The sequence below is a fragment of the Paenarthrobacter nitroguajacolicus genome (assembly GCF_007786235.1).
Classification (GTDB): domain Bacteria; phylum Actinomycetota; class Actinomycetes; order Actinomycetales; family Micrococcaceae; genus Arthrobacter; species Arthrobacter nitroguajacolicus_A.
In genome coordinates this window covers 124,686-150,342 of record NZ_VNFK01000004.1, presented here as the reverse complement: position 1 = coordinate 150,342, position 25,657 = coordinate 124,686, and the positions used below count along the sequence as shown (strand labels likewise).

The following is a 25,657-nucleotide window of genomic DNA, read 5'->3' as shown; positions in this document are numbered from 1 at the left end:
ATTTCCTGAGGCGAAAGGCCATCCCGTGAAACTCATCCCTTACTGGCTGGACACAGCCGAGCCTTCCGGTGACTACCGCAGCACGCCCGTGCCGGATAACGTCGACGTCGCGGTTATCGGTGCCGGCTTTACAGGCTTGTCCGCTGCGCTTGAGTTCGCCCGGCAGGGCGCGAGCGTCGCGGTCTTCGAACGCCACACCGTGGGCTGGGGGGCATCCGGCCGCAACGGCGGAATGGCCACGACCGGGCTCGCCATCGGTTTCAGCTCCGCGGTCAAGCGGTACGGCGAGGCCCGTGCCGTGGAGTACTTCCGCGAGTACAACGACGCGATCGACAGCATCGAGAAGCTGGTCCATGACTACGCGATCGATTGCGACTTCAACCGCTTCGGCAAGCTCTCTCTGGCCTACCACGAGTCGCACAACGACGGCTTCAAGAAGTCCCAGGAGTTGCTGGCCAAGCTCGTGGACCACCATGTCACGCTGATTCCGAAGTCGGATATCCACAGCGAGATCGGAACCGACTTCTACCAGGGCGCCATGATGGACCCCCTGGGAGCCGGACTCCACGTGGGCAAGTTCGCCCACGGCCTGGCCGGCGCGGCAGCCAACGCCGGCGCACAGATCTGCGAGAACGCGGGCGTGACCGAACTCAAGCGGGTCAACGGCACGGTCCATGACGTGCATACGACGCGCGGCATCGCACGGGCGAAGCATGTCCTCGTTGCTACCAGCGGTTACACGGGCAACGTCACCCCGTGGCTGCAGCGCCGGGTGATTCCTGTTGGCAGCTTCATCATCTGTACCGAACCGCTGCCCGAAGACGTGGTCAACCGGATCCTGCCGAACCGCCGCATGGCCTCGGACAGCAAGATGCTGACCTACTACTTCCGGATCACCCCGGACAACAGGCTTCTTTTCGGGGGCCGTGCCAGGTTCGCGCTTTCCAGCCCGGACTCGGATGTCAAGAGTGCCACAATTCTCCGCAAGGCCATGCTCGAACTCTTCCCGTACCTGTCCAACGCAAAGGTGGATTACATCTGGGGCGGCCTGGTGGACCTTTCCATGGACCAGATGGTCCACGCCGGGGAGCACGATGGACTGTTCTACTCGCTCAACTACAGCGGGCACGGTGTCCAAATGGCGGCCCACATGGGCAAGCGCATGGCCCATTACATGGGAGGGGACAAATCCGCGAACGTCTGGGGCGACCTGAAGAACCCCCCGGTGCCGGGCCACTTCGGCCCGCCGTGGTTCCTGCCCTTCATCGGCGCGGCAGCCAAGATCATCGACCGCGTGAAGTAACCCCCTTCAGGCAACACAGCAAGTATCAACCAGTAAGGCTTCGGATGACGACAAAGACAACCGTGGGTGGGCTGCGGCCAAAATCCGCCGGAGAGACCGCCTACCAGCGGACACAGGTCGCAGACCTGCAGGGGGGTGCTTTCTTTGAAAGCACCTGGCACACGACCGACAAGACTGTCGAAGTCCGGGATCCCGAAGACGGGCTCCTGCTGGGAACCGTCTGTTCGTCCACCCCGGAGGACGTGCGACGCGCCGTTGCCCACATCCACCGGCACATGCAGGAGGTTGACTGGCCCCTGCGCCAGCGACGTGAGTCTTTGGAAAGGGCCGCTGCATTGCTTCGCGGACAGTCGGCGCGTTTCGCCAACATCATTGCCGCAGAAAGCAGCAAGACCATCAACGAAGCCGAACGCGAAGTCCTCCGTTGCATCGAGACGCTCAGGCTTTCGGCTGCTGCCTCCGGAGAGCTCCAGGGCGAGACCCTGGCTTTCGAAGACAGCTTGGCAGGCACGGGAAAGCTTGGTTGGTACAACCGCAAGCCTGTGGGAATCGTTGCAGCCATCACGCCGTTCAACGATCCGCTGAACCTTGTGGCGCATAAGCTGGGCCCGGCGCTCATCGGAGGCAACGGCGTCGTGCTTAAACCCTCCGGACGGACGCCCCTGACAGGGCTGGCCTTCATTCAGCTGTTATTGGACGCTGGAGTACCCGCCGGGCGGGTGGCTGCAATCGTTGCGGGCCCGGGCGTTTCCGAGGCCCTTGTGACTGACCCCCAGGTGGACTTGATCTCCTTCACCGGGGGGCCAAAAACGGCGGACAGGATTGCTTCATCCGCCGGCGCCAAGAAAATCCTCTCGGAACTTGGCGGCAACAATGCCACGATCGTCTGCGCGGATGCGAACGCAGGAGAAGCTGCGCAGGCGATCGTGGCGGGGGCTTTCGGCGTGGCTGGCCAGAACTGCCTGTCCGTCCAGCGGGTGTACGTGCACATTTCGCTCTTCGACCGGGTCCTTGATGACGTTGTGCGCGGAACCAAAGCGCTGCGGTCCGGCCCGAAGCTGGAACGCACAACAGATATCGGACCCCTCATCAGCGAAGCAGAAGCGCGGCGCGTCGAGGATTGGGTGGAGGAGGCGAAGGCCGCTGGTGCCACCGTCCACGTCGGCGGACGTCGGCATGGTGCGCACTATGCGCCAACTGTCCTCACGGACGTACCGTCCGCGTGCCGTGTGATCCGGGAAGAAGTCTTCGGCCCGGTGGTCAGCGTTCTCCCATTCATCGAGGTCCAGGATGCTGTTCGTGCGGCCAACGACACCGAGTTCGGGCTTCAAGCCGGGGTTTTCACAGAATCGTTCAGCGAAGCCCTGGCGATAGCGGAAAAGCTCCACGTGGGATCAGTGGTTATTAACGAGACCAGTGATGTGCGGATCGACTCGATGCCCTTCGGCGGATTCAAGAGAAGCGGCGTAGGAAGGGAAGGCGTTAAGCACACCGTGCGCGAAATGACCGAACCAAAGAACACCATCATCCAATTGCCTAAAACATCCTCAGGCTGGCAGCAGTTCGCCGCCACCACGAACGGAGCAGTATGACCACCCACAAAATTGCCGTTATTGCCGGTGACGGTATCGGCCAGGAAGTTGTTCCCGCCGCACTGGAATGCCTGGAACGAATCGCCCGGCTTCATTCCCTGGACCTGCAATTCACGCACTTCGACTGGGGTTCGGACTACTACCTGCGCCACGGCCGGATGATGCCTGAGGATGGCCTTGAGCAGCTGGCCCGGCACGAGGCCATCTTCCTGGGTGCTGTCGGCTCGCCGCAGGTCTCCGACGCGGAATCGCTGTGGGGGCTGTTGATCCCCATCCGCCGCGAATTCCAGCAGTACATCAACGTCCGCCCGGTCAAAACGCTCGACGGCGTGAAGTCGCCGCTCGCGTCGAAGGAACCGATCGATATCCTCATTGTCCGTGAGAACAATGAGGGCGAATACTCGGAAATCGGCGGACGCATCTACCGCGGGCAGCCGCACGAAAGCGCCGTACAGGAGACGATTTTCACCCGCCTGGGAGTCTCCCGGGCAGCACACTACGCGGCATCCCAGGCTTCTTCACGGGGCCGACGACTGACTTCGGCCACCAAGAGCAATGGCATCATCCACACCATGCCGTTCTGGGACGAGATTGTTGAAGAAGCGGTCCGGCTCTATCCGGAAGTTACCCTTACCAGCGAACTGGTGGACGCCTTGGCCGCCCACTTGGTGTTGAAGCCGTGGACTTACGACGTGATCGTGGCATCCAACCTGCTCGGGGACATCCTGTCGGACCTCGGGAGTGCTGTGACAGGGTCCATCGGCGTAGCTCCGAGCGCCAACTTGAACCCCGAAGGCGACTTCCCGTCGCTCTTTGAGCCGGTACATGGTTCAGCGCCGGACATTGCGGGCATGGGACTCGCGAATCCTGTCGGCCAGATGTGGTCCGGGGCAATGATGCTGGAACACCTCGGCCACCCGGAAGCAGCCAGTCACCTGCAGACGGCGTTCGAGTCAGTCCTCCGTGAAGGACTCGGAACCCGCGATGTCGGCGGGACATCGTCCACCTCCGAGTTCACCGCAGCGGTCCTGGCCACCATCGACGCCATCGATGCCGTTCCGTCCGTCGACGCTGCCAACACCCCCGTGGCAGTACCGGCATCGCCATCATCGTGAGCACCGACACAGCGACCAACATCCGCCCCAACCATCACTTCGGCCAGTCCGTCAGCGGTGGTGAATCGCACGCCTGCCTGTTCGCGGACATCATCCAAGAGGGCCGCCAGCGCTTTCCGATGCAGAAAGGCTACAACCGGGGCATCACCCAGGCATCGGAGACGTGGACCCATTTGAAAAAGAACGTCGCGTGCCAGTTTTGCCGAAGCGCCAGCGAAAACGAATGCCATTGGTAAGGCACGCTTGACATGCGTGCATTTGCAACTGTGATGGCAGTCCTGGCTGTTACCGGCGGCACCACCTGCATCTTCGCGAACGGCGCACTCAATCTAGTGGGCGGGCTGTTGCTCCTGACGATCGGCGGGGGAGGACTGTCGGCGGCCTGGACCACGCATGCGGGGGAAAGGCGCGCCTCGAAGGTACCAGAAGATACCTCCAGCTGAAGGGACACCCATATGCCTTCGCAGGCCAGGGCTGACATCGTTGAGTCGCCCACCTCGCCTCGTCGTCCCGGGACCATCATCCGCAGGGATCCCGGCGATCATAAGGTGCTGACCATCCTCTACACCGGTTTCTGCCACTTCGACATTCACGCCGCACGAGGAGAATGGTCTCAGGTGCGATATCCACTGGTTGTAGGACACGAAATCGTCGGCGTCGTGGGGTCCATAGGCGCAGGGGTGACGCGGCATTCCGTTGGAGACGTCGTCGGAGTGGGATGCTTTGTAGATTCCTGCCGGGAATGGATGAACTGCCTTGCCGGAGAAGAACAACACTGCCTAAAGGGATTAACAAGCAAATATAACTCCACTGGGTCGGATGGGCTGCCGACCGCCGGCGGTTACAGCACCAGTATCCTCGTGGATGAAAATTACGTACTGAAGATCCCGGATGGACTGACGCCGCAAGCGGCTGCTCCGCTCCTGTGCGCAGGAATCACCATGTATACGCCGTTACGTCAGTGGAAGACCGGACCCGGCAAGCGGGTGGCGATAGTCGGTATGGGTGGCCTAGTACATCTGGGCCTGAAATAGCTGCCGCCATGGGAGCAGAAGTAACAGTGCTGAGCCAATCCAGGACGAAGGAAAAGGACGCACGTCGACTCGGAGCGGATCACTTCTTTGCAACGTCGGACCCTGAAACATTCGCAGCGCTGCGGGACAAGTTCGATCTCATCATCAACACCGTCTCCGCTGAGATCGATGTGGACCAATACCTTTCTCTGCTGGGTTTGGCGGCACGCTGGTCCTGGTGGGGCTTCTGTCCAAACCCCTTAGCCAACGCGCATGGTCCCTGATCTCGGACCGGCGAAACCTCAGCGGATCCAAGATGGGCGAAATCCGGCAAACCCAGGAGATTCCGGATTTTTGTGCCGCCCACAATCTTGGCGCGGAAGTCGAAGTGGCGGACGGTGCTCACATCAACGAAGCTTTCGACCGTGTTTTGGCCAGTGACGTCCGGTTCAGGTTTGTCCTGGATGCCACCACGCGTTGACAGGGAGCCTGGGTCGCTGCCACTCAACTGCGGTCCGTGGCCTCTTCGCCTTAGAGCGCGTTATGCAGCCCGCTGGGTCTCGATACCGTAGACACAGCAAACCCCAATGCCGAACAGTCAAGGATAAGAACGCCTGCAGTGCAGAGATCCTGTGGGTAAACCCCGGAAGTTGCTGGTTCACGGGGATGGCGTTTTCGAATACGCCTCGTATAGCCGAAAGGCGATAGGGAGGACCACGGCTAAGCTTGACTCACTGCGGAACCGGTTCCTCGAAACACAGTAGTTCTCGCAGCTACTTCTACTCCCGTGTTGACCGAAATCTCACTTGCGTCATCTTCGTTTCTTTGATTTAGGGCGATGAATGAACGCGATTCGGTGCCAGGGGCCGCGGTGTGAAGTGTCGAATCGATACGGCTGAGATGGCTGCAGTCAGGGCCAGGAGAAGCCACGGTGCGCTGGCGTGTGCTGACGGAGTGACGGCGTGTTCGTAGAGCGGGGCCAGCGCGGCGTTTCCGATGACCACGGCGAGTCCGCCGGCACTGGCCAATAGCCCGTAATATGCACCTGTCGGGCGGCCTGCGGAGAACTCAAGGACGAGCCCCATCGCCACGGGCAGTACGCACATATTTCCGAGGGCAAGGCCTGTTACCAGGGCAATGGCGGGTATAACGGGGATGGCGGATGGCGCAGGGAATACGGCCATCACCGCGAGGGCAGCGAAACCCATCGCTTGAAGGAAGAATCCAAGGGGGAGTGCCAGCTTGGGCCCGTAGCGACCCATGATACCGGCGATCGGCCATTGGAGGGCAATCGTCAGGATTGAGGCGTAGGCAAAGACGACTGCCAAGGCATCTACGCCCACCCCGCTGCGCTCCATTTCGATCGGGAGCCCAAAGTACAGTTGGTTGGTTGCAAGCAGATTTACGCTGTAGAAGGCAGCAAAACCGATGAACCTCTTTTCCCGAAGGCAAGACCAAAGACCGGCGGGCCTGCCATTACTCGGTGTGTTGGCTCTGGTTCTGCAAGCACGTGGCTGGGTTCTGGGCAGAAAGAGCCAAAAGACGGCTGCCATCAACGCAAAAACTCCGGCGCCCGTCACCAGTGAGGTGTCAAAGCCAGTGTTTAGGAGTAAGGAGCCCATGAGTGGGCCGAGTACGGTGCCCACTTCGCCGCAAACCACAAGCAAAGCAAAGAGGGAGGAACGTTCGCGCTTCGGCCGGGTTGCGGATGTCTCCGTATCGACCAACTCTTTCCGATAGTCCGGTTTCCCCTGACCGCTCTCTGCGGCTGTTGCGACAAGGCTCTGCATAGCGGGGGAAAACAGCGCGCCACCAATGCCCGTGACGACAGCGCCGAAGAGAAACATCGGAAAGTCTGAGGCCCACGCAAGGAGCAAGAACCCAGAAACACGTACCAAGCAGCCCGTGATCATCGACTCTCTCGCCCCCCAATGATCGGCCAGCGCCCCACCAAAGAGAAACAGACCCTGCTGAGCGAATGTTCGCGCCCCGAGAACAACACCAACCGCCATCGCGCCCAGACCGAAATCGTTCCGCATCGCAACAGCCAAAAAGGGTACCACTGCAAAGAAACCAATGTTGAAAATCAGTTGGCTTCCTAGAAGCAACTGCGGGGCAGCCTCAACTCGACGTGTACCTAGACGGCTTGACTTGGCCTTATTTGGGAATCTCGTGTTCGAAATCACTCGTGGCTCGCAAATCTGGCAACCATAAGCGCGGCCAAGACGGCTCCCGGAGACGCTGCGCGCCGGCCATAGCCAATGCTGCGCCGAAAACCCTCCAAAAGGTGGGAATAGTGCAAGGCGATCCTCCAGGGCGTGCGATGAGATGCCCCACAGCGTATGCGATAAGAAGAAGATGATTAGCTGCACGCCAAGCAATGCAATGTTTCTTTTGCGGAAAGAAACATAAACCGGTCGATGAGTACGGTCCGGCATGCAGTGTGAGCCGCCTCCGCGGGCCCCGTGTTGATGCGGGAAAACCGACGTTCTCTTTCCTTCTGTGCCGGGAGCGGCACGTGAAGTTGAGGGCAAGCGACTGCAATGATGCGCCCTGCTGGCTTCTCCTCGCGCTTATTTCGTTGTTGGAAATATTGCCTTGCCTCTTGAAGGCCTAATTGGCGTCTTCTTGTGGCGTACGCTTGCAAATCCGAGGGCTAACCCCTTCAAAGGCCGACCGCGAGGCGGGACAACGGTGTTCAATAAAAAAAAAAGAGTAAAGAGGGAGTAGTTATGGTCAAGGCCATCGTTATGCGCAACACAACAACAGCCGATCTAGGGGAGCACACCCCCAAAAAGAATTCGGTTACACCCGGTCAGACGGATGCCGACTTCCGCCTTTGGGCCAGGGGCGACTTCAAGACGGGTATTTGGGAGGCAACTCCGGGAGTATCCAATTCCGTGCGTCAGAACGACGAGATCTGCCAGATACTGAGTGGGTCCGCAACCATTACTGAAGCGGACGGCACCAGCTTCGACATTGGTCCGGGCACTCTGTTCGTGATGCCGGCTGGCTGGGAGGGCTCGTGGACTATCCACGAAACCGTCCGCAAGATGTGGGTTGTCAACAACGTACCGACGACGACATCCTAGTCCGAAAGAGAGAAAGCCTGCCGGACTGCTTGCAGCCAACGCTGAGGTAAAACGCTCATGGCTGCTTCCTGTGGACTGCGCTTCACCAACGCGGGCCTACTAAATAGTTTATGGCCAGTGCTGAAGGCGAGTACGCTGCCTTGAATAGCCCTTTACGTTCGACGGGGCAACAGCCAACCGTGAGGACGCATTCGAGACTGGGAAACTAGGTCTGAGCGCGTCAGCATATATGCGGCCAGAAAACATACTGGAGGAGCGATAAGAAGCGATTGTTCCGACTTTATGCACGGGCTGGTGGCGTAGGTTGAACCTCAATCATTACACCAGGAGGAGGCTGTCTTTGGCGGCCTGTCATCATTGGAGAAAGAACCTCGTAATTGAACTGGACTTCCTGCAACGACGGTTCATGACGGCGCAATTCGATGCAATGGGCCGCTCGCGTGCAGATGTCGATTTTGCCGGGTTGGCTTTTCCCATTCGAACCCGACACGTTGGCTGCAATAGCATCTGTTCAAATCATTCCATTGCAGCTGAAGCAGGTTGACCCGCAAGTAAGAACTACCGTCGGCGAGGCCTCTTGGGTTCGATATGAGATAAGGAGGCCCCCAATCGTCCATGGCGGCCTGCTGAAAAGTCAAAATGAAAGGCAATCATGATTAACGATGACTTTGCGGCCCCGGCGCTTCTCTTTTACGACCCTTTAGACGGAAGTAAATCCCGCCCCCTATCGAGTACCTCATCACCAGCGAGAAGCAGAGGTTCAAGGAGAACTGAGCTCGGCCGGAAGCAACCCCAGCAAGCACGTCAGACTTGGCGCACACGGGCTCTTGCCGATGTAGCGCGCGACCTCGAGCATCTCATGGACTCGTATCGGCCGAAATTTTAAGTGCATCCCGTCGGGGTGAGTGGAATTACAGCAGAGTCTGGCTCCTAAGCCCGTTCCCTACCCGATGCTGGCTAGTGACCTCGGGGACCAGGAACTGGCTCTTATGCGTCCTGGCGCTCGTCCGAGTGCGCCCATGCGGAGGAATTACGGGGCGGCGCTGCTACCGAAGGTCGGACCTGTTCATCTGCGTCCGAGTCGGCCGCCGGAGTGCGAAGAGTCTCAGCTCCAGCTCGCGCAGTGGTGCAATGAGGGACAGCAATTCTTCGATATCGGCCTCCTCCGTTGCCTCTATCATAACCTCGCGCAGTGCTTTCCGAAGCCGCTCGAGCGCGATTGCGGCAGCCTTTGTCGGCCGGACGACGACGTTCCGTCCGGTCCGTTCGGTGCGATCGATGAGCCCTTTGGCCTCAAGGCTGCGGAGCGCAGCGCTGACATTGGGCCGCTGGAGGACGGACCGGTCCGCAATTTCGCTTGGCGTCGACCCTGGCGCGAGGTCGACAACGCGCATGACCATCTGTTCCGTCTCAGTCAAGATTGGTACCTCGCCGAGAGGTTCGACCATTCGAATAAGCCGTGCGACGTCGAGTAGCAGGTCAGCCAGCGTGCCGAGATCGTCCGCATCCTCAATCTTCATCGTTCAACCTTTAGTTGTGCGTGCATAATTATGCTGACATAATAATTCATGTCATGCTCATAGTCCACTTGAGGAAACAACAATGGATGCGCTTCTAATCGGCTTGTCGCTCGGCGCTACGGCGGGCATCAGCCCCGGGCCGCTGCTCGTTCTCGTTGTGGCACAGACACTCCGCCGCGGTTGGCGTGGAGGAATGGCGACGGCCGTGGCGCCGGTGCTTTCGGACGCGGTCGTCGTGGTGCTGGTAGTCCTCGCGCTCGAACGACTACCGTATTGGACGCTCTCGGTGATTGGGTTGCTGGGAGGTGTCTACTTGGCCGTCTCCGCCGGGCTGCAGTGGCATCGTAATGCAGCGGTCGAGCAGGTCGCGTCTGATATCGTGCCTCCGCGGACGGACGGGTGGCGTACTCTTCTCCAGGGCGCCTTGGTGAACTTGCTCAGCCCTCACCCTTGGATCACGTGGGCGACCGTGCTTGGACCACTGTTCTTGCGCGAGTGGAAATCGGCACCGCTCGGCGCGTTGTCTCTGGTTGCCGCGTTTTACCTAGCCCTGATCGGGGCGAAAGCGGTCGTGGCGCTGCTGCTCGCGCGCTTCCGCGATCGTTTCACCCCGCGGGCGTACACAATAACAATGCGCTCGGCGACGGTCGTACTCGGCGTTCTGGGGATCGTACTGACCGGGCTATACGCGGTCGAACTCGCGAGGACCGCTGCCGCGTAAATCAAACCGTGAGTCCATGTACACGATGTTCAAGTTGTTATCACCACTCCAGAGTTGGCCTGCGCTGCAGCAGAAGGGCCGGGCGACAGGTCTTTTGGTGTACTAATTAAGTCGTTGAGTTGCTTCGGTTGCGAAGTCAACGATGCGTTGTGCCCAGGCTTCCACTGTTGCTCCTGAAACGCCCTTTGGCGGGTAGAGCAGGCGCAGGATCAGCTGCGGTTCGCTTTCCGGTTGGTGAATCGGCACGGTGATGGTGGCAACGTCGTGGCTCGCCGCCTGGTCAAGCTCACCTACCGGGAAATAGCCAGCGGATTTGACAATGCGTTGACTGATCTCCCGCTGTTTGGCGGGCAGTTGATCGCCTACGCCATACTCTCCGATGGCGGCCTCGAGCAGGTCACGCCGCCCCGGTGCATCGAGCGATAGGGACCATCCGCGCCGGTGCGCCTCCTCGAGCCGTCGTCGTAGGGTGGCCAGTTCTTCTTCAGTTGCGCCGAAGGCCTTGGAAAGCCAGGCCTGTTGGTCCTGCAGCGAGGACCATGCGATGAACGCATCGCCCAGTGGGGGGATGAGGGGGTAGTGGGAGCCCAGGGGTGAGATGATGTCGGTTTCGCCGCCCACCGCTGAGAGTACGGCAATGGCGTCGTCGCCCTGACGCGTAAAGAGCGTGACCTCACCTCCGATTTCCGCAGCCAGTGCTTCTACGTCCGCTCGGAGGGCCTGCGCCCGGGCGATGGTGGGGGCAAGGTCTTGGTCGGCCCTGATCATGAAAGAGCCCATGGCAAAGCCGCCGTACCCGCCTTGGAAGAAGACCAATGGAGCGATTGACCTGTGCACGTTCAGGTCCTGAACCGCACAAAGGACAATGAAGTGATCTCCGCCCTCTACAACCTGCTCAATGCTGCAGTCGATGGAGGCTACGATGCCGTCCAGTACCGGTGCACCGCCGGCGGAAAGACTCCAGGCCTCGTTCCTGAGTTTGTCGGCTTGGGGCTTGGCGAGTCGCCGGCAAAGCTGCTCCTGATCCTGGGCGAGGATGTTGATGGCCAGTGATTTTGCCGTGCGGAGTTTGTCGAAGGTGAATGACGACCTGGTAGGCATGAAGGCAACCAGGGGCGGGTCGAGTGACACGGAAGTAAAAGTCCCGACCACCATAGCGCAGGGCTCCCCGTCGTCGGCGATGCCCGTTACAGCGGTCACTCCGGTCGGGTAGTGACCTAGAACCTCACGGAATTTCATTGGGTCGAGTGAACGAATTTTCGTGTCGGTCATGGTTGTCTCCTGTGGCTTTTGGACGGGTGTTTGGTTCCGATGAGCGTCATTGCTCGCGTCTCCGGGAAATCGCCTGTTGGCTGGCGCGGAGGAGACCGTGCGTGGTGGTGTTTCGGTGGGGCATGGCCTTGCTCCTTCGCCCTGGGTTGATGTCGATGTTCGTTCCAGCCGTTGAGACCATAGATCCGGTAACCGGGGCGATTGGTCGTTGCCCCGGCGGAGTGTCCCAATCGATGGTTACGAATTCAGTTGCCGCCGAACGATTTATATTGCATTATTTATGCGGACTCAAAATACTTGGTACTCCAGGCGCCGGGCCCATTGGGCAGGTCGGACTATCGAGTGAAAATCTCGATTACTTTCTTCGGATGCTCGCTGATAACTTTAGGTTCAACCAACCCCTAATACAAATGATTGAGAATGTTGCGGGTGGGAATATGCGCCGCGCCTTAGAGTTCACAACTCAGTTTATCGGCAGCGGACATCTAGACACTGAGAAGATCATTACTATCCAAAAGTTTGGAAACAGCGGATACACGATCCCACAACACGAGTTCCTCCGTTCACTTTTGCATGGGGATGGCGTTTATTATGATCCCAAGGAGGCACCTCTCCCCAATCTGTTTCAGGTTTCCCAACCTGTCGCGGCCGAGCATTTCGTTATCCCTTTGCTGTTAGATTTTCTCGACCGCAAGGTCAACATTCATAGCAAGGGTGGATATGTCGAGCGTCAAGCAATCAGCTCATACTTGCAGGGGCTCGGATTCACCTTAGACGGAATTGCAGCTGCACTTCAGTACTGTTCCCGACATCGCCTTATCGAAGGTCCCCATATGGATACTTCCATAGACCAGTCAGAACAGTGTCGCCCCACAACTGTAGGAATCTACTCAATGAAAAGACTGCCTTGCCTTTTCGCTTATGTTGATCCGGTGATTGTGGACACCCCTATTCTGGACCAAGATGTGGCGTTGAAGATTAGAGACGAGTTTAGCCTCGAGGGACGTCTAGACAGAGCCACGGCTTTCCGCGAATACCTGGACCGAAGCTGGGAGCGGAGCAATCTCGGCTCGGCGGGATGGCTTTGGCCGTCTGTTTCCCAAGCTCTGGCTGATGACATCGCACTAGTCCGTAAGCGGTCCTTCAAGAGCAACTGACGTGTTATCAAGACGGTGTCATCCTGAGAGCTGCGAAACCTCGGGCGGTTGCACAGTTTTGCGCACACTCCAAGCATAATTCCGTCGGAGACGATGCAGCACTTGGGAGGATCCGCTTATTGATCGGCTACCGAGAGGGTCCGCCCTTGCTGCGCTCGGCGCCCACTGCTGCCCCTGGACGGGATTTCCTGGCTTTGGTTGCCTTGCCTGCTGCTACGGCGGCGCTGGGGTGTGTCCCTTCGCTGCGGGCGGCTGCGAGGCGGCCACGGATCTGTTTTTCGTTGGCGCCGGTATCGGCGAGGGACTCCGCGAATTTCTGGTGGTGTTCGGCGGAGCCGTAGCCGGACTGTGCTGCGGTTTCGGTTTTCAAGCCTTGGTCTTTTAGCCGGCTGCTGTCGTTGCCGGTTACGCGGTTCTCGATCTCCCGGCCGACGCCTTCCATGCGGTCGAAGAGTTCTTTCTCGGCCCGCTCGTATCGCTTCTCCTGCGTCGACCATTTGTCGCCCTTGAAGCCGCCTTCCGCCAGCAGCTTCGCTTCGTGCAGGTTCTTGGCGGCGCCCACGAAGGTCGGGTCTTTGAAGTGTTCCTCGCCTGCACCGTTCACGTTGGCCATGGCTTCTTTGCGGAGCTGGTCGATGTCGGGTCCGTTGATGCGGTCCTTGCCGATCAGGAACATGCGTTCCTTCACGGCGGCGTCTGCTACTTCCAAGGCTTTGGGTGTCTTTGCGTTGTGTGCCTGTTTAAGTGCTTTGGTCAGTTCGGGGTTCGCCAGGTACTCCACTGGCACCTGCTGGCGATCCATCTGCCGGGCGAATTTCGCGACCTGGGCGCGGAGTTCTTCGGCGCGGGCGGCTGCCAGAAGCTGCATGGCCTTTTCGTGTTCAGCAGCCACTTTACGTGCTTCATCCTGGCTCAGTGTCAGGGCGTCCTGGCGTGCCTTCCCTGTAGTCACGGTCTGGATACCTGACTCGAGGTATGCGGTGTCCGTGCCGACGTCGTGGGTGTCGATCCCGTACCGGGTCAGGACTTCCTGGCGGATCTTTTCCGGGGCGGCTAGCACGGTGGGGTCGTGGTCTTTCCAACCCTCCGCAACGGCGTGTGCTGTGGCGATGTCGGATGGTTGGGCTTTGTCCCACCATTGGTTCTTCTCGACCGGTGCCAGGGCTGCGTGGGCTGCGCTGCGTTCGGCCGCGAGGCGTGCGGCTGCTTCATGAGCAGCCTGTGAGTCCACGTGCTCCTGTTGGCGCTGAGATCAGGCCAGCCCTTCGTTGCCTACTCCACACGGCATCTGATCGAGGCCCGCCGCTAAGGGTTGGCGGCCGCGTTGTCCGGAACCTGAGTCAGGTTCGCCGAGTCTTTGCGAATAGTATGGGAACCTCCGAGGGTAACAACCGCCTGTAAGGGACCTCGCACTGAACCAGGAGCACATCATGGATTCTGCCCGGACCTTTGAGTCGATCGTCATCATTTTCAATCCCAACAGCACAGGCGATGCGCCCGAGCTGGCGCAGCAGCTGCACGATGATCTCAAGGATCTCCTCAGCTACGAGCCCAACATCACCCTCCAGCCCACCGAACACGCCGGCCATGCAGTTGATTTGGCGCGGGAAGCAGCCGCCAAGGGCGGGGACGTGCTGGTGGTTTCAGTGAGCGGCGATGGTGGGTACAACGAGGTTGTCAACGGTGTCATGCAGGCCGACAACCCGCAGGCTGTCTGTGCAGTCCTTGCCGCGGGCAACGCTAATGACCATAGCCGGATTATTGGGACCAAGCCCTTGGAAGAGGCCATAGCGGAGGGCCGTGTCCACAACATTGACCTCCTGCGGATCCACACTGGCCAGAAGGAAGACGACCCCCATGAGTACGCACACTCCTACATCGGGTTCGGCCTCACCCCCGTAGTGGCAACCGAGCTCGAAAAGGGCAGCAAGGGTGCGCTCAAGGAAATGGTCACTGTCATCCAGACCTTCTCCAAATTCGAGCCCTTTGCCATCCGCCAGTCTGACGGTAAGCGACGTAAGTTCGACAGCCTGGTTTTCGCCAACATTAACGAGATGGCCAAGTACGCCACGTTGAGCGAGGCGGAAACCATTCCTTCGGACGGAAAATTCGAAGTCATTGTCTTTCCCCACATGCCCAAGTGGCGCGTACTGTTGACCGCCTTGCGGGCCACCACCCAGGGCTTGGGTGACCAGCCCAGTGTGAGCAGCTACGAATTCACCACGTTAAAGCCTTTGCCGTACCAGATTGACGGCGAGGTGAAGAGTGTCGAAGCCAACGTCAAGGTCAGGGTGGAAAGTGCTCCGTCAGCTTTGGCTATTCTTGGCTAGCGTTCCCGTCCTCCCCGGCCTGCTTGTGGCCTGCTGCCGCTTCTTCTAGATTTGACGTCATGGTGGCCGAAGAATGGGCGGAAGATTTTGAACAGCTCGTTGACCTGATTGGTGGGACCGAGGACGTCAAGGCGTTCCTCGACGGGCTGACTGGTTTCGCCGCGGGCACTGTGAGCCGGGCTACCAAAGCACGGATCGAGTGCGCCGTGACATTGCGACGGCGGAAACGCACGGCAACGATCGGCGGCAGCAGCGAGCGGGCCGTGATGCTGGACAAGATTGAGCAGTCGTTGGGGGAGGGGCCTTGCGTGGACGCCTTGGATAGCGGCGTTCCCGTGCTTCTGGGCGATGTTCATTCGGACCCCCGGTGGCCGGACTACTCCAAGGCGCTCATCGCCGAGGGAATCCATAGCGCATTGGGCGTCCCCATGACGTTGCCGGATGATTCTGCGGCCGTGCTTAATTTTTTCGCGCCGGAGCCGGGGCTGTTCACGGAACGCGTGGTTGCCGACGCTGTGCTGTTCGTCGAAATGGCAAGCAAGGCCATGCGATTGGCCATTCGGCTGGCAGCATCCGACCAGCGCGGGGATGACCTCAAGGCGGCGATGGAGAGCAGGACCGTGATCGACCTGGCCTGCGGAATGATCATGGCCCAGAACCGTTGCAGCCAAACCGAGGCCTTCGACGTCCTCCGCCGGGCTTCCAGTGACAGGAACCAGAAGGTTTACGCTGTGGCACTGGAGATGGTGACGCGTGTTTCCGGGCAGCAGCAACCGGCCGCCCACTTTGATGACTGAGCCGATCATCCCTCAACGCAGGCGGCCGTAACGAAGTCGTAGATCCGGCCACGAAGTTGGTCCGGGGCTGGAACCTTGACCAATCCTTGGCGGCCTTCCACCTGCACCCGCAAGGGCAGGAGCGTCCCCACCTTGTCCTCGGCCACAGCGTGCGGATCACAGCGCGCAGGCCGGATTCGCAGCGCCAGTTCTTTTGCGGGGTCGCCGGACGAGACGGCGACGTTGCGGGGCCAAGGATCGGTGGGCGGCTCCGCCAACAATGTTGACCCGTCAATGCCCTCGATTGTCATGATTTGCGGCGACCCGGCCGCCATCGCCGGCGTGATGAGAAGACGTACGACGGCGGTGCGACCGTCTGGGGCCACCTCCAGTTCGGGGGCCAAGACGATGGTTGCGACGGCTGCGGCGTCCGCTGCAAGGCACAACTCGCCGGCATTTCTGGGCAGGACGCCGAACGGATCGGAAGCATCCATGGTGGCATCGCCTGGGTCTTTGCCCGGTCCGGCAAAATTAAGAGTGGCCCGGAGTGGTTCTGCGGAACTGCCGGTTGATGCCCCGCAAGTCGGGGCCGGGAGCCGGGCGGGAAGGCTCTTGGGCTGGCCGGGCGGGAGTATCAAGTTCTCGCGCGGCTCCCATGAAATGTCGCCGTCGAACAGGGCAGACGTCAGCCTCGCAGAACTAACCGTCAGCGGCGAATCTGTGGTGTTGGTGAGCTGTAGCTGGATTGCCTGCTTGCCGTACTGGTCCCTGGATTGGTTGACCTCCACGGTGATGGCTTGGGAAGTTCCGGTGGTTTGCGACCGTGAGTCACCGGAATTGCAACCAGCCAAGAGTGGCAGGGTTGATCCAAGAGCCATGCAAGCGGCAAGCGGTAGCCACTTTTGGTGCGCCATGCGATCAGTGTAGGCAAGCAGGTCACCATGGGGCTGCGGACATGGTGTTAAAGTCCGGAACCAGAAGGTCATAAACCTCAGCGGAATCGAGCTGGAGCAGGGTCCAAGCCATCGGGGAACATCATTCGAGCTCCTAATACTTGGAAAGAAGGAGCGAATACTGCAAATAGATATGGAGCCCCCGGCCGCCGGAATCGGCGATTCCTGTGCAGGTCTTTCGCAGCGTCCACAGGTTCATGGGCTCGCAGCGTTCCGACGCCAAACCCATCTCGGCTGCAAGCGATTGTGCAGTGTGCGGGGGCTTGATATCTACCACCATTTCCCGCCAACAACCTCCCGATCCACATCCCGTGGAGATCGGCCCGGCTTGGCTGGGTGGCGGAACAGCGTGGAAGGCTGCGTCGGGTGGGACTGCTCCTTCATCGATGGCCGCCCAGAGAACAGAGCCGAGCCATGCAATAGAGACCAGGGCCAGAGTGAGCACTGAAAGCTTTACTGCACGCTGACGGGTTTGCGCGTTGCGTCTTCGAGTCATAGATTCCCCCAAATCGGAGACCTCAGACTACACGGCGGTAGGGCACTGATTCCCCGGGCATGGGTACGATATCGGCACGTACGCATGCAATTCCTCCATGAAGTTGAAGATGAAAGGCGACACTGATGTCGTTCCAGGCCTACCTCGACGCCATTGAAGACAAGACCGGACTGACTCCTCGGCAGCTGGTGGACATCGCGGATAGCAAGGGTTTCAAGGACCCGTCCGTCAAAGCAGGCACCATCCTTGAATGGCTCAAAGCCGACTACGATCTGGGCCGGGGCCACGGGATGGCATTGGTGCATGTCATCAAAAAGGGGCCCAAGATCGACAGCAAGCATGTGGGATCGGACGGCACGCACCGGGATGAATCGGACACCCTGTGGTTGGACGGCAAGGCCAGTAAGCCGGGCACGTAGGAAGGGGCTGTGGCCAGCAATCAATAAGCATGCTTAGCTTAAGGTCATCGCCACGGCCACCCAGTGTCAGAAGGGATCCACATGTCCACAGTGACCCAGGTATTCGACGTTCCCGCGGCCCACGTTTGGAAAGTGATTGCTGATGGGTGGCTCTACTCCGGCTGGGTGGTGGGTGCCTCGCGGATCCGCGCCGTGGATGACCAGTGGCCGCAGACCGGTTCCAAACTCCATCATTCCGTGGGAGCCTGGCCTCTGTTGATCAATGACAGCACCAGTGTCACCGGTATGGAACCCGGCAGGGAACTTGTGCTGCTGGCCAGGGGCTGGCCGATGGGGGAGGCCAAAGTGATCATCACCCTGGAAGACCTCGGAGGCTCTCAATGCCGCGTCTCCCTAGGTGAGGACGCGGTCAAGGGCCCCGGCAAGCTGGTACCCAAGGCCCTCAGGGACCCCATGATTGGAGTCCGAAACCGCGAGACCTTGAAACGGCTGGAGCTCATGGCCAAAGGTGGAGCGGGACGGCAGAACTAGAAAGCTATATGCCGGGTTCGGGAATGGCGGTGGTGACCAGGAAATGGTTCCCCATGACCCAATCAAAGGCTTCAGCCCGGGAGCGGGCACCTTGGGCGGCCTTGGAGCGGTTCGGTTCGCCCAACTCTTCCAGCAACTTCTCGGACAGGACTACCAGCTCGCCGAAGACCTCGGGCGTCAGCCATTCGGGACGGGTGGCGAACAAGATGTCTTCGCTGGAGGTGTTGCCGCTGGCGCCGGGCGCGAACGGGCAGCCTCCCAGCCCACCGAGGGCACCGTCCACCATGGCAGCGCCCGCTTGGATGGCCGCCAGGGTGTTGGCAACGCCCAGCCCCCAGGTGTCGTGGCCGTGGTACACGATCCGCCGGGCAGGGGACTCGTCGCGCACGCGGGAGATCAGGCGGGCAACCTGGGCCGGAACAGCCTGCCCCAGGGTGTCGCAGATGACGATGTCCGTGGTGCCTTCAGCGCGGGGATCGTTGGCGATCGACAGGATGCGCTCCTCCGGGACGTAGCCCTCGAAGGGGCAGGTGAAGGACGTCGCGATGCACAGCTGAATCCGGCCATCCACTGCTCGCGCGTACTCAACAGCCTCAGGCAGTGCGGCGAGGCTTTCGTCCGTAGTCCGCCCGATGTTTGCTTTGTTGTGCGAATCCGAGGCAGACAAGCAGTACTGGAAGTTCCGCGCTCCGGCGGCGGATGCCTTGGCCACGTGGCCCGGTGTCGCCACCCAGATCCAGCACTTTTCCAGTTCCTCCGGGCTGAGCGCCTGGACCACTTCCAGCGTGTTCGCCATGGTGGGCACCAGATCGGCCCGCGCCATGGAGCCGAGTTCGATGGCGGGTACGCCCAGACGCAGCAGCTCGCGGACTGTTTCGATCTTCTGCTCCGTAGGCAGGAGCTTGCCCGTGAGCTGGAGACCGTCGCGCAGGGTGACATCCCGAAGGATGGCACGGCCCAGTGTTGCAGCAAGGGGACTTTCGAAGCGCTTCATGGTCGGAGGGCCTCCTCGCGGCCTGAAGCCGCATCGATCTGTGCGGCATCCATGTTCAGGAGTCCGCCAAGAATTTCTCGCGTGTTTTCGCCTAGGTCGGGGCCAAGGTTCCGGATGGGCAGGGACTGGTCCCCGATCACGGGAACAATCCCGGGGAACCCCACTCCGGGCAGAATTTCCTCGCCCGTGGAAACGTCGAACTTCTGAATCATGTTGCGGGCGGCGTATTGGCTGTCCGTGCTGATGTCGGCGGCTGTGTAGATGGGACCTGCCGGGACGCCGGCCGCATCCAGGGCAGCCAAGGCATCGGCAGCTGAAAGCGCGCAGGCCCATTCGCCAATGGCCTGATCCAGCTCTTCACGCTTCGCCCAGCGCCCGGCATTTGTTTGGAGCGACGTGTCCTCGGCCAGGTCCGGGCGGCCGATGGTCTGCATGTACCGCTGGAAGATTGAGTCCCCGTTGCCGGCCACCACGATGCTGGCGCCGTCCTTGCACACGTAGGCGTTGGAGGGAGCGATCCCCTCCATACGGCCACCGACACGCTGCCGGTCCACGCCGTAGGCCTGGTAGTCCGGGATCAGCGATTCCATCATGGAGAACATGGCTTCGTTCAGCGCGACGTCGATGATGCGCTCGGTGAGCGGAACAGCGCCAGCCGAGTCCCGGCGTCGTGCTTCACGCTGGTAGAGGCTCATCATGGAACCGAAGGCGGCGTACAGGCCTGCGATCGAGTCTCCAATGGAGACGCCCACGCGTACGGGGGCCCGGTCCGGGTCACCGACCAGGTTGCGGAAGCCTCCGTACGCTTCGGCGACGGCGGCGAAACCGGGCCGCTCGGACAGCGGCCCCGTCTGTCCGAAGGCGGAAATGCGGGTGACGATGAGGTCTGGGTTGGCTTCGTTGAGGACTTCGGGACCGAGTCCCCACTTTTCCAGGGTGCCAGGCCGGAAGTTCTCCAGCAGGATGTCGCACTTGGCCACAAGTTCCAGCACTGCCTGCTTGCCCGCCGCCGTGCGGAGATCCAGCACCACCGACTTCTTGTTGCGATTCAGGGTGCGGTAAAGCATGGAGGTATTGCCCTTGTGCAGGCGCCAGTTACGCAATTCGTCGCCGGTGCCGGGCCGCTCCACCTTGATGACCTCAGCTCCGAAGTCGGCCAGCAGCCTGCCGGCGGTGGGCGCGGCGATGTAGTTGCCGAGTTCCAGGACCCGGACGCCGTCCAGCGGGGCGATTGTTTGGTGTGTCATGGTCTTCTTTCGTGCGTGGCTGGAAAGAGCAGCAGATGGAAACTCCTTACACTCTGGCACGGTATAGCCAGCTCCACCATCGTTACGGTGGTTGGCAGGATGGGTAGACGAGTTCAACCGCCCTAGCGTTGAAACATGACTTCCCTTCTTCCTGGCATCGCCCAAGCGACGCATCAAACCGCCGAGGTGCTCAGCCTCGAATCCATCGTCAAGGTCTACGGCTCAGGGCCGCAATCAGTCACCGCGCTGGATGGTGTGGGGTTCACCCTGGAACGGGGAAGCTTCACAGCGATCATGGGACCATCCGGCTCGGGAAAGAGCACGTTGCTGCACTGCGCAGCGGGTCTGGACACCCCCACGAGTGGGTCGGTGCGGCTGGGCGGCACAGAGATTTCGGGCCTGTCCAAGAAGGTGCTCAGCGCATTCCGGCGCGACCACGTGGGCTTTGTCTTCCAGGCATACAACCTGTTGCCGGCTCTTTCTGTTGAGGAGAACATATGCCTGCCGCTGCTGCTCGGCAACAAGTCCGTGGAACCAAGCTGGTTGGACTTCCTGTTGGACTCTGTGGGCTTGGCCGAGCATAGGTCCCGCCGCCCTTCCGCGCTCTCCGGTGGACAGCAGCAGCGGGTTGCGATTGCCAGGGCGTTGATCACCAGACCGTACGTGGTGTTCGGTGATGAACCCACCGGGGCCTTGGATTCCCGCTCCGCCAAGCAGGTGCTGGATTTGCTCTCGCACACCGCCCGAGAGCTTCACCAAACGGTGGTTGTTGTGACACACGATCCGGTAGTGGCTTCCCAGGCAGACCGGATCCTCTTCCTCGCCGATGGTGCCTTCGCAGGACACCTCGACGGCGCCACTCCGGCGGAAATCACCCGCCGGATGACCTCACTGGGGGAATGGTGATGGCCAACAAAAACCTCAGCTTCAACCGACTGGTCCGCGCCGATCTCCGTCAAAACCGCATCAGCTTTGCGGGGGTAGCGGTGTCGGTTTTTGTCGCCACCATGCTCATGACGGGCCTCGGCGTACTCATCGAGTCCGGCCTTCGTGGCGGCTTGGTACCCGAACGCTACTCAGCGGCCGATGTGGTGGTTGGCGGCAAACAGTCCCTGTCGATCTACGGGGACCTCCCGGTGCCATTGATTGAACGCGTTTTACTTCCGGCTGGAACTGAGCAGGAGATCTCCAAACTCCCGGGGGTCGCTTCCGTAGCTGCGGATGTCACGGTTCCAATGGCGTCCGCAGAGCGCCGCATCGATGCACATCCTTGGTCCGCATCGTCCATGAGCGGGTTCGGGATACGGGAGGGGCGAGCCCCTTCGGCGGCTGACGAAGTGGTGCTGACAGAGTCCACGGCTGCAGCAATCGGCGACATCGTCCCTCTGGCACACGGCGGAATCCGTGCCGAATACCGGGTTATGGGCATCGCCGCTGCGCCGGTAGAACCAGTACGGGCGGAACACGCCTTTCTCAGCGAGGATAGGATCGCGCAACTGGATCCGCGTGGCGGCGCCGCGCAAGTGCTGGGTATCGCCGCCGCTGAGGGCACCGCACCCGTGGCGCTCGCGGCGGACATCGCCGCCAAGTTCCCAAACCTCAGCGTGCAAACCGGAGACGCCAGGGGTGATGTGGAGTTCCTCGACTCCGGGGCGGCCCGCTCCTCACTGGTAACTGTCGGTGCGGCTTTCGCAAGTACGTGCCTGCTCGTGGCGATGTTCATTGTCTCAAGCACGCTGTCCCTCTCCATGCAGTCCCGGCGCCGGGACTTCGCCCTGCTGCGTGCCGTCGGAGCAGAACCCGCCCAAGTGCACCGTCTGGTTGCCAGGGAAGTGTTCGCGGTGGGCCTCGTCGCCGCAATCTTTGGTGCCGCGCCAGGCTATCTGCTCGCCACTGTGCTTCAGAGTGCATTCGTGCAAGCCGGCCTGATCCCAGGTGACTTCGCGCTCGCGTTCAGCCCGCTGCCGGCTCTGGGCGCCACCATCCTGGTGCTCGTCGCCGGCTGGAGCGCAGCCAGGATCGCGGCCAGGCGCCCCGCCCGGATCGACCCCGTGGAGGCGCTGCAGGAAGCCGCGAATGGTCCAGTATCGATCGGTCGCGCGCGGCGTATCACCGGTATCGCCTTGGGCGCGGCAGGACTGTTGCTCTCGGCGGTGCCTTTGGCCGTAAGGGGACAGAGTGCCGCAGGTGCGGCAGCGGGGGCCGCGATCATCCTCATCATTTCGCTCGCTCTGCTTGGACCCGTACTGGTTGCCTTCGCCGTTCGTTGGATCGCCTCGTTGTTTCACTGGAAGTCGGCTTCCACCTACCTCGCCTCGGCCAACAGCGCGGCCAACGCGCCTCGGCTCGCCTCGGCAATCACGCCCATAGCCTTGGGGATCTCATTGGGACTCGTCCAAATCGGTGCGCCCTCCATCCTGGCCAATGAGGCGAACCTTCAGGCTCAGGCGGGCGTCGTTGCCCAACTGCGTGTGAGCGCCCCCGGCGGTCTTTCGAACGAGCGCGTGGAGGACATCGCGGCGACACCCGGTGTTGCCGTGGTTAATCCCGTAACCGTGAGCCAGGCGGTGCTCCAGCAGGCCGTCGCGTACGGAGACCAGCCGCCCAGCAGTTCCGGTTTCGTTCTGCAGGGCATTCGTCCACTGGCCACAGCAGGAACCATGGACCTGAAGGTGCAGGAGGGATCCTTGGAAGCCCTCACAGGAGACCACCGGATCGCCCTGAGCAGTAACGCGCGGCAGGCACTTGGACTCAACGTGGGCGACGACGTGGCTGGCTACTTTGGTGATGGCGCGCCGTTGGAGGCAACGGTGGTGGCAATTTACGAACGCGGGTTGGGATTCGGCGATGTGACCATGTCCAATGACGTGGTGCGTTCCCACACAGCCTCAGGGCTTAACGGGTTTGCGCTGGTTGGGACCGGCGACGATAGTGATGCCACGCGTCAGGTGTTGTCGGATTCCGGCTTTGAGGTGAGTGGTGGCAGCGGTTTGGGCGCGGCCGGTGCGGCGGAACGGTCGCAACAGGGGTGGGTGAGCGTGGTGGCTCTAGTGGTGATCCTTGGCTATATTGCGATTGCCGTGGTGAATACCCTCATGATGGCCACAGGACAACGATCACGCGAGTTTGCATTGATGCAGCTCATCGGAGCCAGTAGAAGGCAGGTCCGCGCCATGATGCGGAAGGAGTCCTTGATAGTCGCAGTACTAGCAGTGATGTTCGGTGTCGCCATTGCCGTTCCGCCGCTCGTAGGAATGAGTGTCGGCATCAGCGGGCATCCGCTCCCGCACCTCTCGGTGCTCCCGAGCCTCACCGTGATCGGGTCCATGTGTGCACTGGCAGTGATCGCTGTTGCCGTGTCCACCCGTTCTACCTTGCGGAGGCGACCCATGGACGAGATCGGGTCGCGGCAGTAGGGGCCGATCTGCCGCGGGGGGAAAACTAGACTCACGCTATGACTTTCGTGATCCGACCCGCCGCTAAAGCTGATCTGCCCGGCATCGTTGCGGTGGACCTGGCCGCGGCGCGGACTTCTCCCGCGAACGCCGGACGCTTCACATCGAGCATCCAAGCGGCGATCGCCGACCCCGAGCGTTTGGTCCTGGTGGCCGAGCTGTCACCGAACGTGGCAGCGGGCGGAGGCGTCGCCGTCGTGGGTTGGGCGAAAACGCACCTTTGGGATTTTGCGGACGGACCGGCGCCGGCCGGCCATTATCTGGCTGGCGTCACAGTTTTGCCCGATTTCCGCCGAAGGGGGCTGGCCGGGGAGCTCACCGAAGCGAGGCTGAACTGGATCTGGCAGCGGGCCAACGAGGCCTGGTATGTGGTCAATGCCCGTAATCAGGCCTCGCTGGCCCTGCACCGGGGGTGGGGGTTCCGGGAGGTCGCGCGTGGTCCCGGTTTTCATACGGTGACGTTCGACGGCGGCGAGGGGGTCCTGCTTTCAGCGGCACGGCCGTTGGACTGACGTTGGGATAGGCTGCTGCGGCCTTAGCATGGTCCACAGGTGCACCGACCGGGGGAGTGTGTGATGGGACCGTTGGAATCGATCCAGGCCAGCACGAAGCAGGGCGAATCAGTGGGTATCGGTACGGGTTCGCGCCCTCCACGAAAACGATCGTCACGGCTGCGGAAGCTGGACCTGGCGATCTTGCTGGTGCTGGTAGTCCTCTTGGCTCTTTCGGCTACTCCGTGGCCTTCCGCGATGCTGATCCGCAGTGTCTTTGAGCGTGGGGCGCAGGCGACCATCGATGAGATGACGCCATACGTCCCGGATACACCGCTGCAGTCGGAAATGGGTGTTGTCTACAAGCCCGGTTCAACTTTCGATGTCTTTAGTCCTGCCGGGACCACCGCGCCGCTTCCCGCTGTGGTGTGGATCCATGGGGGAGCTTGGATTTCCGGGGCCCAGCGCGATGTGAATCCGTACCTTCAGATACTCGCTGCGGAGGGTTACACCACCATCGGGTTGAGCTACCCCATCGCACCCGAGGCCACCTACCCCACTGCGGTGCGGGACATTAATGACGCACTTGCCTACATCAAGGCGCACGCCGCGGAGCTGAACGTGGATACCAGCCGGATAGTTTTGGCCGGCGACTCTGCGGGCGGCCAGCTTGCCAGCCAGATGGCAACGCTGACCGTGAACCCTGAATACGCCAACCTGATGGGAATCACGCCCGCGCTCCAAAAGTCTGAGCTTGCCGCCACCATCCTGCATTGCGGGGTCTATGACCTCCGGGCCATGGCTGACCTGAGCGGCATCGTCGCTTGGGGCTTCAAGACCTCCCTCTGGGCTTACACCGGTACCAAGGATTGGTCCGCCACCTATGCGGGAGCCACCATGTCCACCATTGATTTCGTCACTGCCGACCTGCCGCCGACGTTCATCAGCGGCGGCAATGGCGACGGTCTCACGTGGCTTCAGTCCGTACCGTACAGCAACCGCTTGAAAGAGGCCGGCGTGCCGGTGACCGAACTGTTCTGGCCCGCAAACCATGAGCCTGAGCTGCCGCACGAGTACCAGTTCCATCTGAACTTCGACGAGGCCCGCGAGGCGCGGGACAGGACTTTTGACTTCCTGTCCACTCACGCCGCCAGGCGGTAGTAGCTTTCTGTCGTTTGGG

Annotated in this window: 24 protein-coding genes and 1 pseudogene; 17 read left to right on the top strand and 8 right to left on the bottom strand. The window is 60.9% G+C overall.

Annotated features, from left to right (window positions below):
- Positions 1 to 25: 25 nt before the first annotated feature.
- From FQP90_RS06485 to FQP90_RS06460, 6 genes and pseudogenes are all read left to right on the top strand, one after another.
- Positions 26 to 1,303 (top strand): NAD(P)/FAD-dependent oxidoreductase, encoded by a 1,278-nt coding sequence (locus FQP90_RS06485; RefSeq protein ID WP_144648867.1) that lies wholly within the window; start codon positions 26 to 28, stop codon positions 1,301 to 1,303.
- 44 nt (positions 1,304 to 1,347) lie between these two features.
- Positions 1,348 to 2,895 (top strand): aldehyde dehydrogenase family protein, encoded by a 1,548-nt coding sequence (locus FQP90_RS06480; protein ID WP_144648866.1) that lies wholly within the window; start codon positions 1,348 to 1,350, stop codon positions 2,893 to 2,895.
- Positions 2,892 to 4,010 (top strand): tartrate dehydrogenase, encoded by a 1,119-nt coding sequence (locus FQP90_RS06475; protein WP_144648865.1) that lies wholly within the window; start codon positions 2,892 to 2,894, stop codon positions 4,008 to 4,010. Before FQP90_RS06480 ends, FQP90_RS06475 begins: the two co-directional genes overlap by 4 nt.
- The gene (locus FQP90_RS06470) at positions 4,007 to 4,246 is read left to right on the top strand and encodes a hypothetical protein (protein ID WP_144648864.1); all 240 of its coding nucleotides are present in this window, start codon (positions 4,007 to 4,009) and stop codon (positions 4,244 to 4,246) included. Before FQP90_RS06475 ends, FQP90_RS06470 begins: the two co-directional genes overlap by 4 nt.
- Before the next feature lie 12 nt (positions 4,247 to 4,258).
- Positions 4,259 to 4,453, top strand: coding sequence for a hypothetical protein (locus FQP90_RS06465; protein ID WP_144648863.1), 195 nt, complete (start codon positions 4,259 to 4,261; stop codon positions 4,451 to 4,453).
- 12 nt (positions 4,454 to 4,465) lie between these two features.
- Positions 4,466 to 5,504 (top strand): annotated as a pseudogene (locus FQP90_RS06460) (NAD(P)-dependent alcohol dehydrogenase).
- Positions 5,505 to 5,853: 349 nt separating this feature from the next.
- Here FQP90_RS06460 and FQP90_RS06455 read toward each other — a convergent pair.
- Positions 5,854 to 7,461, bottom strand: coding sequence for an MFS transporter (locus FQP90_RS06455; protein ID WP_144648862.1), 1,608 nt, complete (start codon positions 7,459 to 7,461; stop codon positions 5,854 to 5,856).
- 294 nt (positions 7,462 to 7,755) lie between these two features.
- Between FQP90_RS06455 and FQP90_RS06450 the strand changes: the two genes are divergently transcribed.
- Entirely contained in the window at positions 7,756 to 8,115 is a 360-nt protein-coding gene (locus FQP90_RS06450; RefSeq protein WP_144648861.1) for a cupin domain-containing protein, read from the top strand.
- A 1,046-nt stretch (positions 8,116 to 9,161) separates the two neighbouring features.
- Here FQP90_RS06450 and FQP90_RS06445 read toward each other — a convergent pair.
- Positions 9,162 to 9,635 (bottom strand): MarR family winged helix-turn-helix transcriptional regulator, encoded by a 474-nt coding sequence (locus tag FQP90_RS06445; protein WP_144648860.1) that lies wholly within the window; start codon positions 9,633 to 9,635, stop codon positions 9,162 to 9,164.
- 82 nt (positions 9,636 to 9,717) lie between these two features.
- Here FQP90_RS06445 and FQP90_RS23585 point away from each other — a divergent pair, with 82 nt between their 5' ends.
- Complete coding sequence (locus FQP90_RS23585) at positions 9,718 to 10,356, top strand: LysE family translocator (protein ID WP_242703174.1); 639 nt, start codon at positions 9,718 to 9,720, stop codon at positions 10,354 to 10,356.
- 102 nt (positions 10,357 to 10,458) lie between these two features.
- Here the strand turns inward: FQP90_RS23585 and FQP90_RS06435 are convergent, their stop codons facing one another.
- Positions 10,459 to 11,628 carry a flavin reductase family protein gene (locus FQP90_RS06435; protein ID WP_144648859.1) on the bottom strand — a complete coding sequence of 390 codons (1,170 nt, stop codon included), beginning with the start codon at positions 11,626 to 11,628 and terminating at the stop codon, positions 10,459 to 10,461.
- 101 nt (positions 11,629 to 11,729) lie between these two features.
- On the opposite strand from FQP90_RS06435, the gene FQP90_RS06430 reads away from it, so the two are divergent.
- The gene (locus tag FQP90_RS06430; RefSeq protein ID WP_144648858.1) at positions 11,730 to 12,785 is read left to right on the top strand and encodes a hypothetical protein; all 1,056 of its coding nucleotides are present in this window, start codon (positions 11,730 to 11,732) and stop codon (positions 12,783 to 12,785) included.
- Positions 12,786 to 12,912: 127 nt separating this feature from the next.
- Here FQP90_RS06430 and FQP90_RS23580 read toward each other — a convergent pair whose 3' ends face one another.
- On the bottom strand, positions 12,913 to 14,016 hold the full coding sequence (locus FQP90_RS23580) for a hypothetical protein (protein WP_244296547.1): 1,104 nt from the start codon (positions 14,014 to 14,016) through the stop codon (positions 12,913 to 12,915).
- Positions 14,017 to 14,215: 199 nt separating this feature from the next.
- On the opposite strand from FQP90_RS23580, the gene FQP90_RS06420 reads away from it, so the two are divergent.
- Positions 14,216 to 15,115: a diacylglycerol/lipid kinase family protein gene (locus tag FQP90_RS06420; protein ID WP_144648857.1), complete on the top strand. Its 900-nt coding sequence runs from the start codon at positions 14,216 to 14,218 to the stop codon at positions 15,113 to 15,115.
- Positions 15,116 to 15,174: 59 nt separating this feature from the next.
- Positions 15,175 to 15,912, top strand: a complete 738-nt coding sequence (locus FQP90_RS06415) for a GAF and ANTAR domain-containing protein (protein ID WP_144648856.1) — start codon at positions 15,175 to 15,177, stop codon at positions 15,910 to 15,912.
- Between the two features lie 5 nt (positions 15,913 to 15,917).
- Here the strand turns inward: FQP90_RS06415 and FQP90_RS06410 are convergent, their stop codons facing one another.
- The gene (locus FQP90_RS06410) at positions 15,918 to 16,805 is read right to left on the bottom strand and encodes a hypothetical protein (RefSeq protein ID WP_244296545.1); all 888 of its coding nucleotides are present in this window, start codon (positions 16,803 to 16,805) and stop codon (positions 15,918 to 15,920) included.
- Positions 16,806 to 16,938: 133 nt separating this feature from the next.
- Positions 16,939 to 17,340 (bottom strand): hypothetical protein, encoded by a 402-nt coding sequence (locus FQP90_RS06405; RefSeq protein WP_244296543.1) that lies wholly within the window; start codon positions 17,338 to 17,340, stop codon positions 16,939 to 16,941.
- Between the two features lie 125 nt (positions 17,341 to 17,465).
- Between FQP90_RS06405 and FQP90_RS06400 the strand changes: the two genes are divergently transcribed.
- A complete protein-coding gene (locus FQP90_RS06400) occupies positions 17,466 to 17,759 on the top strand; it encodes a DUF4287 domain-containing protein (protein ID WP_144648855.1) in 294 nt (97 codons plus the stop codon).
- Positions 17,760 to 17,840: 81 nt separating this feature from the next.
- Positions 17,841 to 18,290: an SRPBCC family protein gene (locus FQP90_RS06395; protein ID WP_144648854.1), complete on the top strand. Its 450-nt coding sequence runs from the start codon at positions 17,841 to 17,843 to the stop codon at positions 18,288 to 18,290.
- Positions 18,291 to 18,294: 4 nt separating this feature from the next.
- On the opposite strand, the gene FQP90_RS06390 is transcribed toward FQP90_RS06395, so the two are convergent.
- Together FQP90_RS06390 and FQP90_RS06385 are read right to left on the bottom strand one after the other, a co-directional pair.
- A complete protein-coding gene (locus FQP90_RS06390; protein ID WP_144648853.1) occupies positions 18,295 to 19,284 on the bottom strand; it encodes a hydroxymethylglutaryl-CoA lyase in 990 nt (329 codons plus the stop codon).
- Positions 19,281 to 20,531, bottom strand: a complete 1,251-nt coding sequence (locus FQP90_RS06385) for a CaiB/BaiF CoA transferase family protein (protein ID WP_144648852.1) — start codon at positions 20,529 to 20,531, stop codon at positions 19,281 to 19,283. Before FQP90_RS06385 ends, FQP90_RS06390 begins: the two co-directional genes overlap by 4 nt.
- 135 nt (positions 20,532 to 20,666) lie before the next feature.
- On the opposite strand from FQP90_RS06385, the gene FQP90_RS06380 reads away from it, so the two are divergent.
- The 4 genes from FQP90_RS06380 to FQP90_RS06365 all read left to right on the top strand — a co-directional run bounded on the left by FQP90_RS06380 (position 20,667) and on the right by FQP90_RS06365 (position 25,638).
- Positions 20,667 to 21,437 carry an ABC transporter ATP-binding protein gene (locus FQP90_RS06380; protein WP_144648851.1) on the top strand — a complete coding sequence of 257 codons (771 nt, stop codon included), beginning with the start codon at positions 20,667 to 20,669 and terminating at the stop codon, positions 21,435 to 21,437.
- Positions 21,437 to 23,947, top strand: coding sequence for an ABC transporter permease (locus FQP90_RS06375; RefSeq protein ID WP_144648850.1), 2,511 nt, complete (start codon positions 21,437 to 21,439; stop codon positions 23,945 to 23,947). The genes FQP90_RS06380 and FQP90_RS06375 overlap by 1 nt, the downstream gene beginning before the upstream one ends.
- Positions 23,948 to 23,985: 38 nt before the next feature.
- Positions 23,986 to 24,498 (top strand): GNAT family N-acetyltransferase, encoded by a 513-nt coding sequence (locus FQP90_RS06370; protein WP_144648849.1) that lies wholly within the window; start codon positions 23,986 to 23,988, stop codon positions 24,496 to 24,498.
- 63 nt (positions 24,499 to 24,561) lie between these two features.
- On the top strand, positions 24,562 to 25,638 hold the full coding sequence (locus FQP90_RS06365; protein WP_144648848.1) for an alpha/beta hydrolase: 1,077 nt from the start codon (positions 24,562 to 24,564) through the stop codon (positions 25,636 to 25,638).
- Positions 25,639 to 25,657 lie beyond the last annotated feature (19 nt).

Bases quoted from the DNA above. Each gene is read 5' to 3' on its own strand.
- FQP90_RS06380 (WP_144648851.1), top strand. From the start codon at position 20,667: ATGACTTCCCTTCTTCCTGGCATCGCCCAAGCGACGCATCAAACCGCC.
- FQP90_RS06405 (WP_244296543.1), bottom strand. From the start codon at position 17,340: ATGACTCGAAGACGCAACGCGCAAACCCGTCAGCGTGCAGTAAAGCTT.
- FQP90_RS06455 (WP_144648862.1), bottom strand. From the start codon at position 7,461: ATGCCGGACCGTACTCATCGACCGGTTTATGTTTCTTTCCGCAAAAGA.
- FQP90_RS06390 (WP_144648853.1), bottom strand. From the start codon at position 19,284: ATGAAGCGCTTCGAAAGTCCCCTTGCTGCAACACTGGGCCGTGCCATC.
- FQP90_RS06475 (WP_144648865.1), top strand. From the start codon at position 2,892: ATGACCACCCACAAAATTGCCGTTATTGCCGGTGACGGTATCGGCCAG.
- FQP90_RS06365 (WP_144648848.1), top strand. From the start codon at position 24,562: ATGGGACCGTTGGAATCGATCCAGGCCAGCACGAAGCAGGGCGAATCA.
- FQP90_RS06420 (WP_144648857.1), top strand. From the start codon at position 14,216: ATGGATTCTGCCCGGACCTTTGAGTCGATCGTCATCATTTTCAATCCC.
- FQP90_RS06370 (WP_144648849.1), top strand. From the start codon at position 23,986: ATGACTTTCGTGATCCGACCCGCCGCTAAAGCTGATCTGCCCGGCATC.
- FQP90_RS06375 (WP_144648850.1), top strand. From the start codon at position 21,437: ATGGCCAACAAAAACCTCAGCTTCAACCGACTGGTCCGCGCCGATCTC.
- FQP90_RS06465 (WP_144648863.1), top strand. From the start codon at position 4,259: ATGCGTGCATTTGCAACTGTGATGGCAGTCCTGGCTGTTACCGGCGGC.
- FQP90_RS06480 (WP_144648866.1), top strand. From the start codon at position 1,348: ATGACGACAAAGACAACCGTGGGTGGGCTGCGGCCAAAATCCGCCGGA.
- FQP90_RS06385 (WP_144648852.1), bottom strand. From the start codon at position 20,531: ATGACACACCAAACAATCGCCCCGCTGGACGGCGTCCGGGTCCTGGAA.
- FQP90_RS06415 (WP_144648856.1), top strand. From the start codon at position 15,175: ATGGTGGCCGAAGAATGGGCGGAAGATTTTGAACAGCTCGTTGACCTG.
- FQP90_RS06435 (WP_144648859.1), bottom strand. From the start codon at position 11,628: ATGACCGACACGAAAATTCGTTCACTCGACCCAATGAAATTCCGTGAG.
- FQP90_RS06450 (WP_144648861.1), top strand. From the start codon at position 7,756: ATGGTCAAGGCCATCGTTATGCGCAACACAACAACAGCCGATCTAGGG.
- FQP90_RS06395 (WP_144648854.1), top strand. From the start codon at position 17,841: ATGTCCACAGTGACCCAGGTATTCGACGTTCCCGCGGCCCACGTTTGG.
- FQP90_RS06445 (WP_144648860.1), bottom strand. From the start codon at position 9,635: ATGAAGATTGAGGATGCGGACGATCTCGGCACGCTGGCTGACCTGCTA.
- FQP90_RS06410 (WP_244296545.1), bottom strand. From the start codon at position 16,805: ATGGCGCACCAAAAGTGGCTACCGCTTGCCGCTTGCATGGCTCTTGGA.
- FQP90_RS23585 (WP_242703174.1), top strand. From the start codon at position 9,718: ATGGATGCGCTTCTAATCGGCTTGTCGCTCGGCGCTACGGCGGGCATC.
- FQP90_RS06400 (WP_144648855.1), top strand. From the start codon at position 17,466: ATGTCGTTCCAGGCCTACCTCGACGCCATTGAAGACAAGACCGGACTG.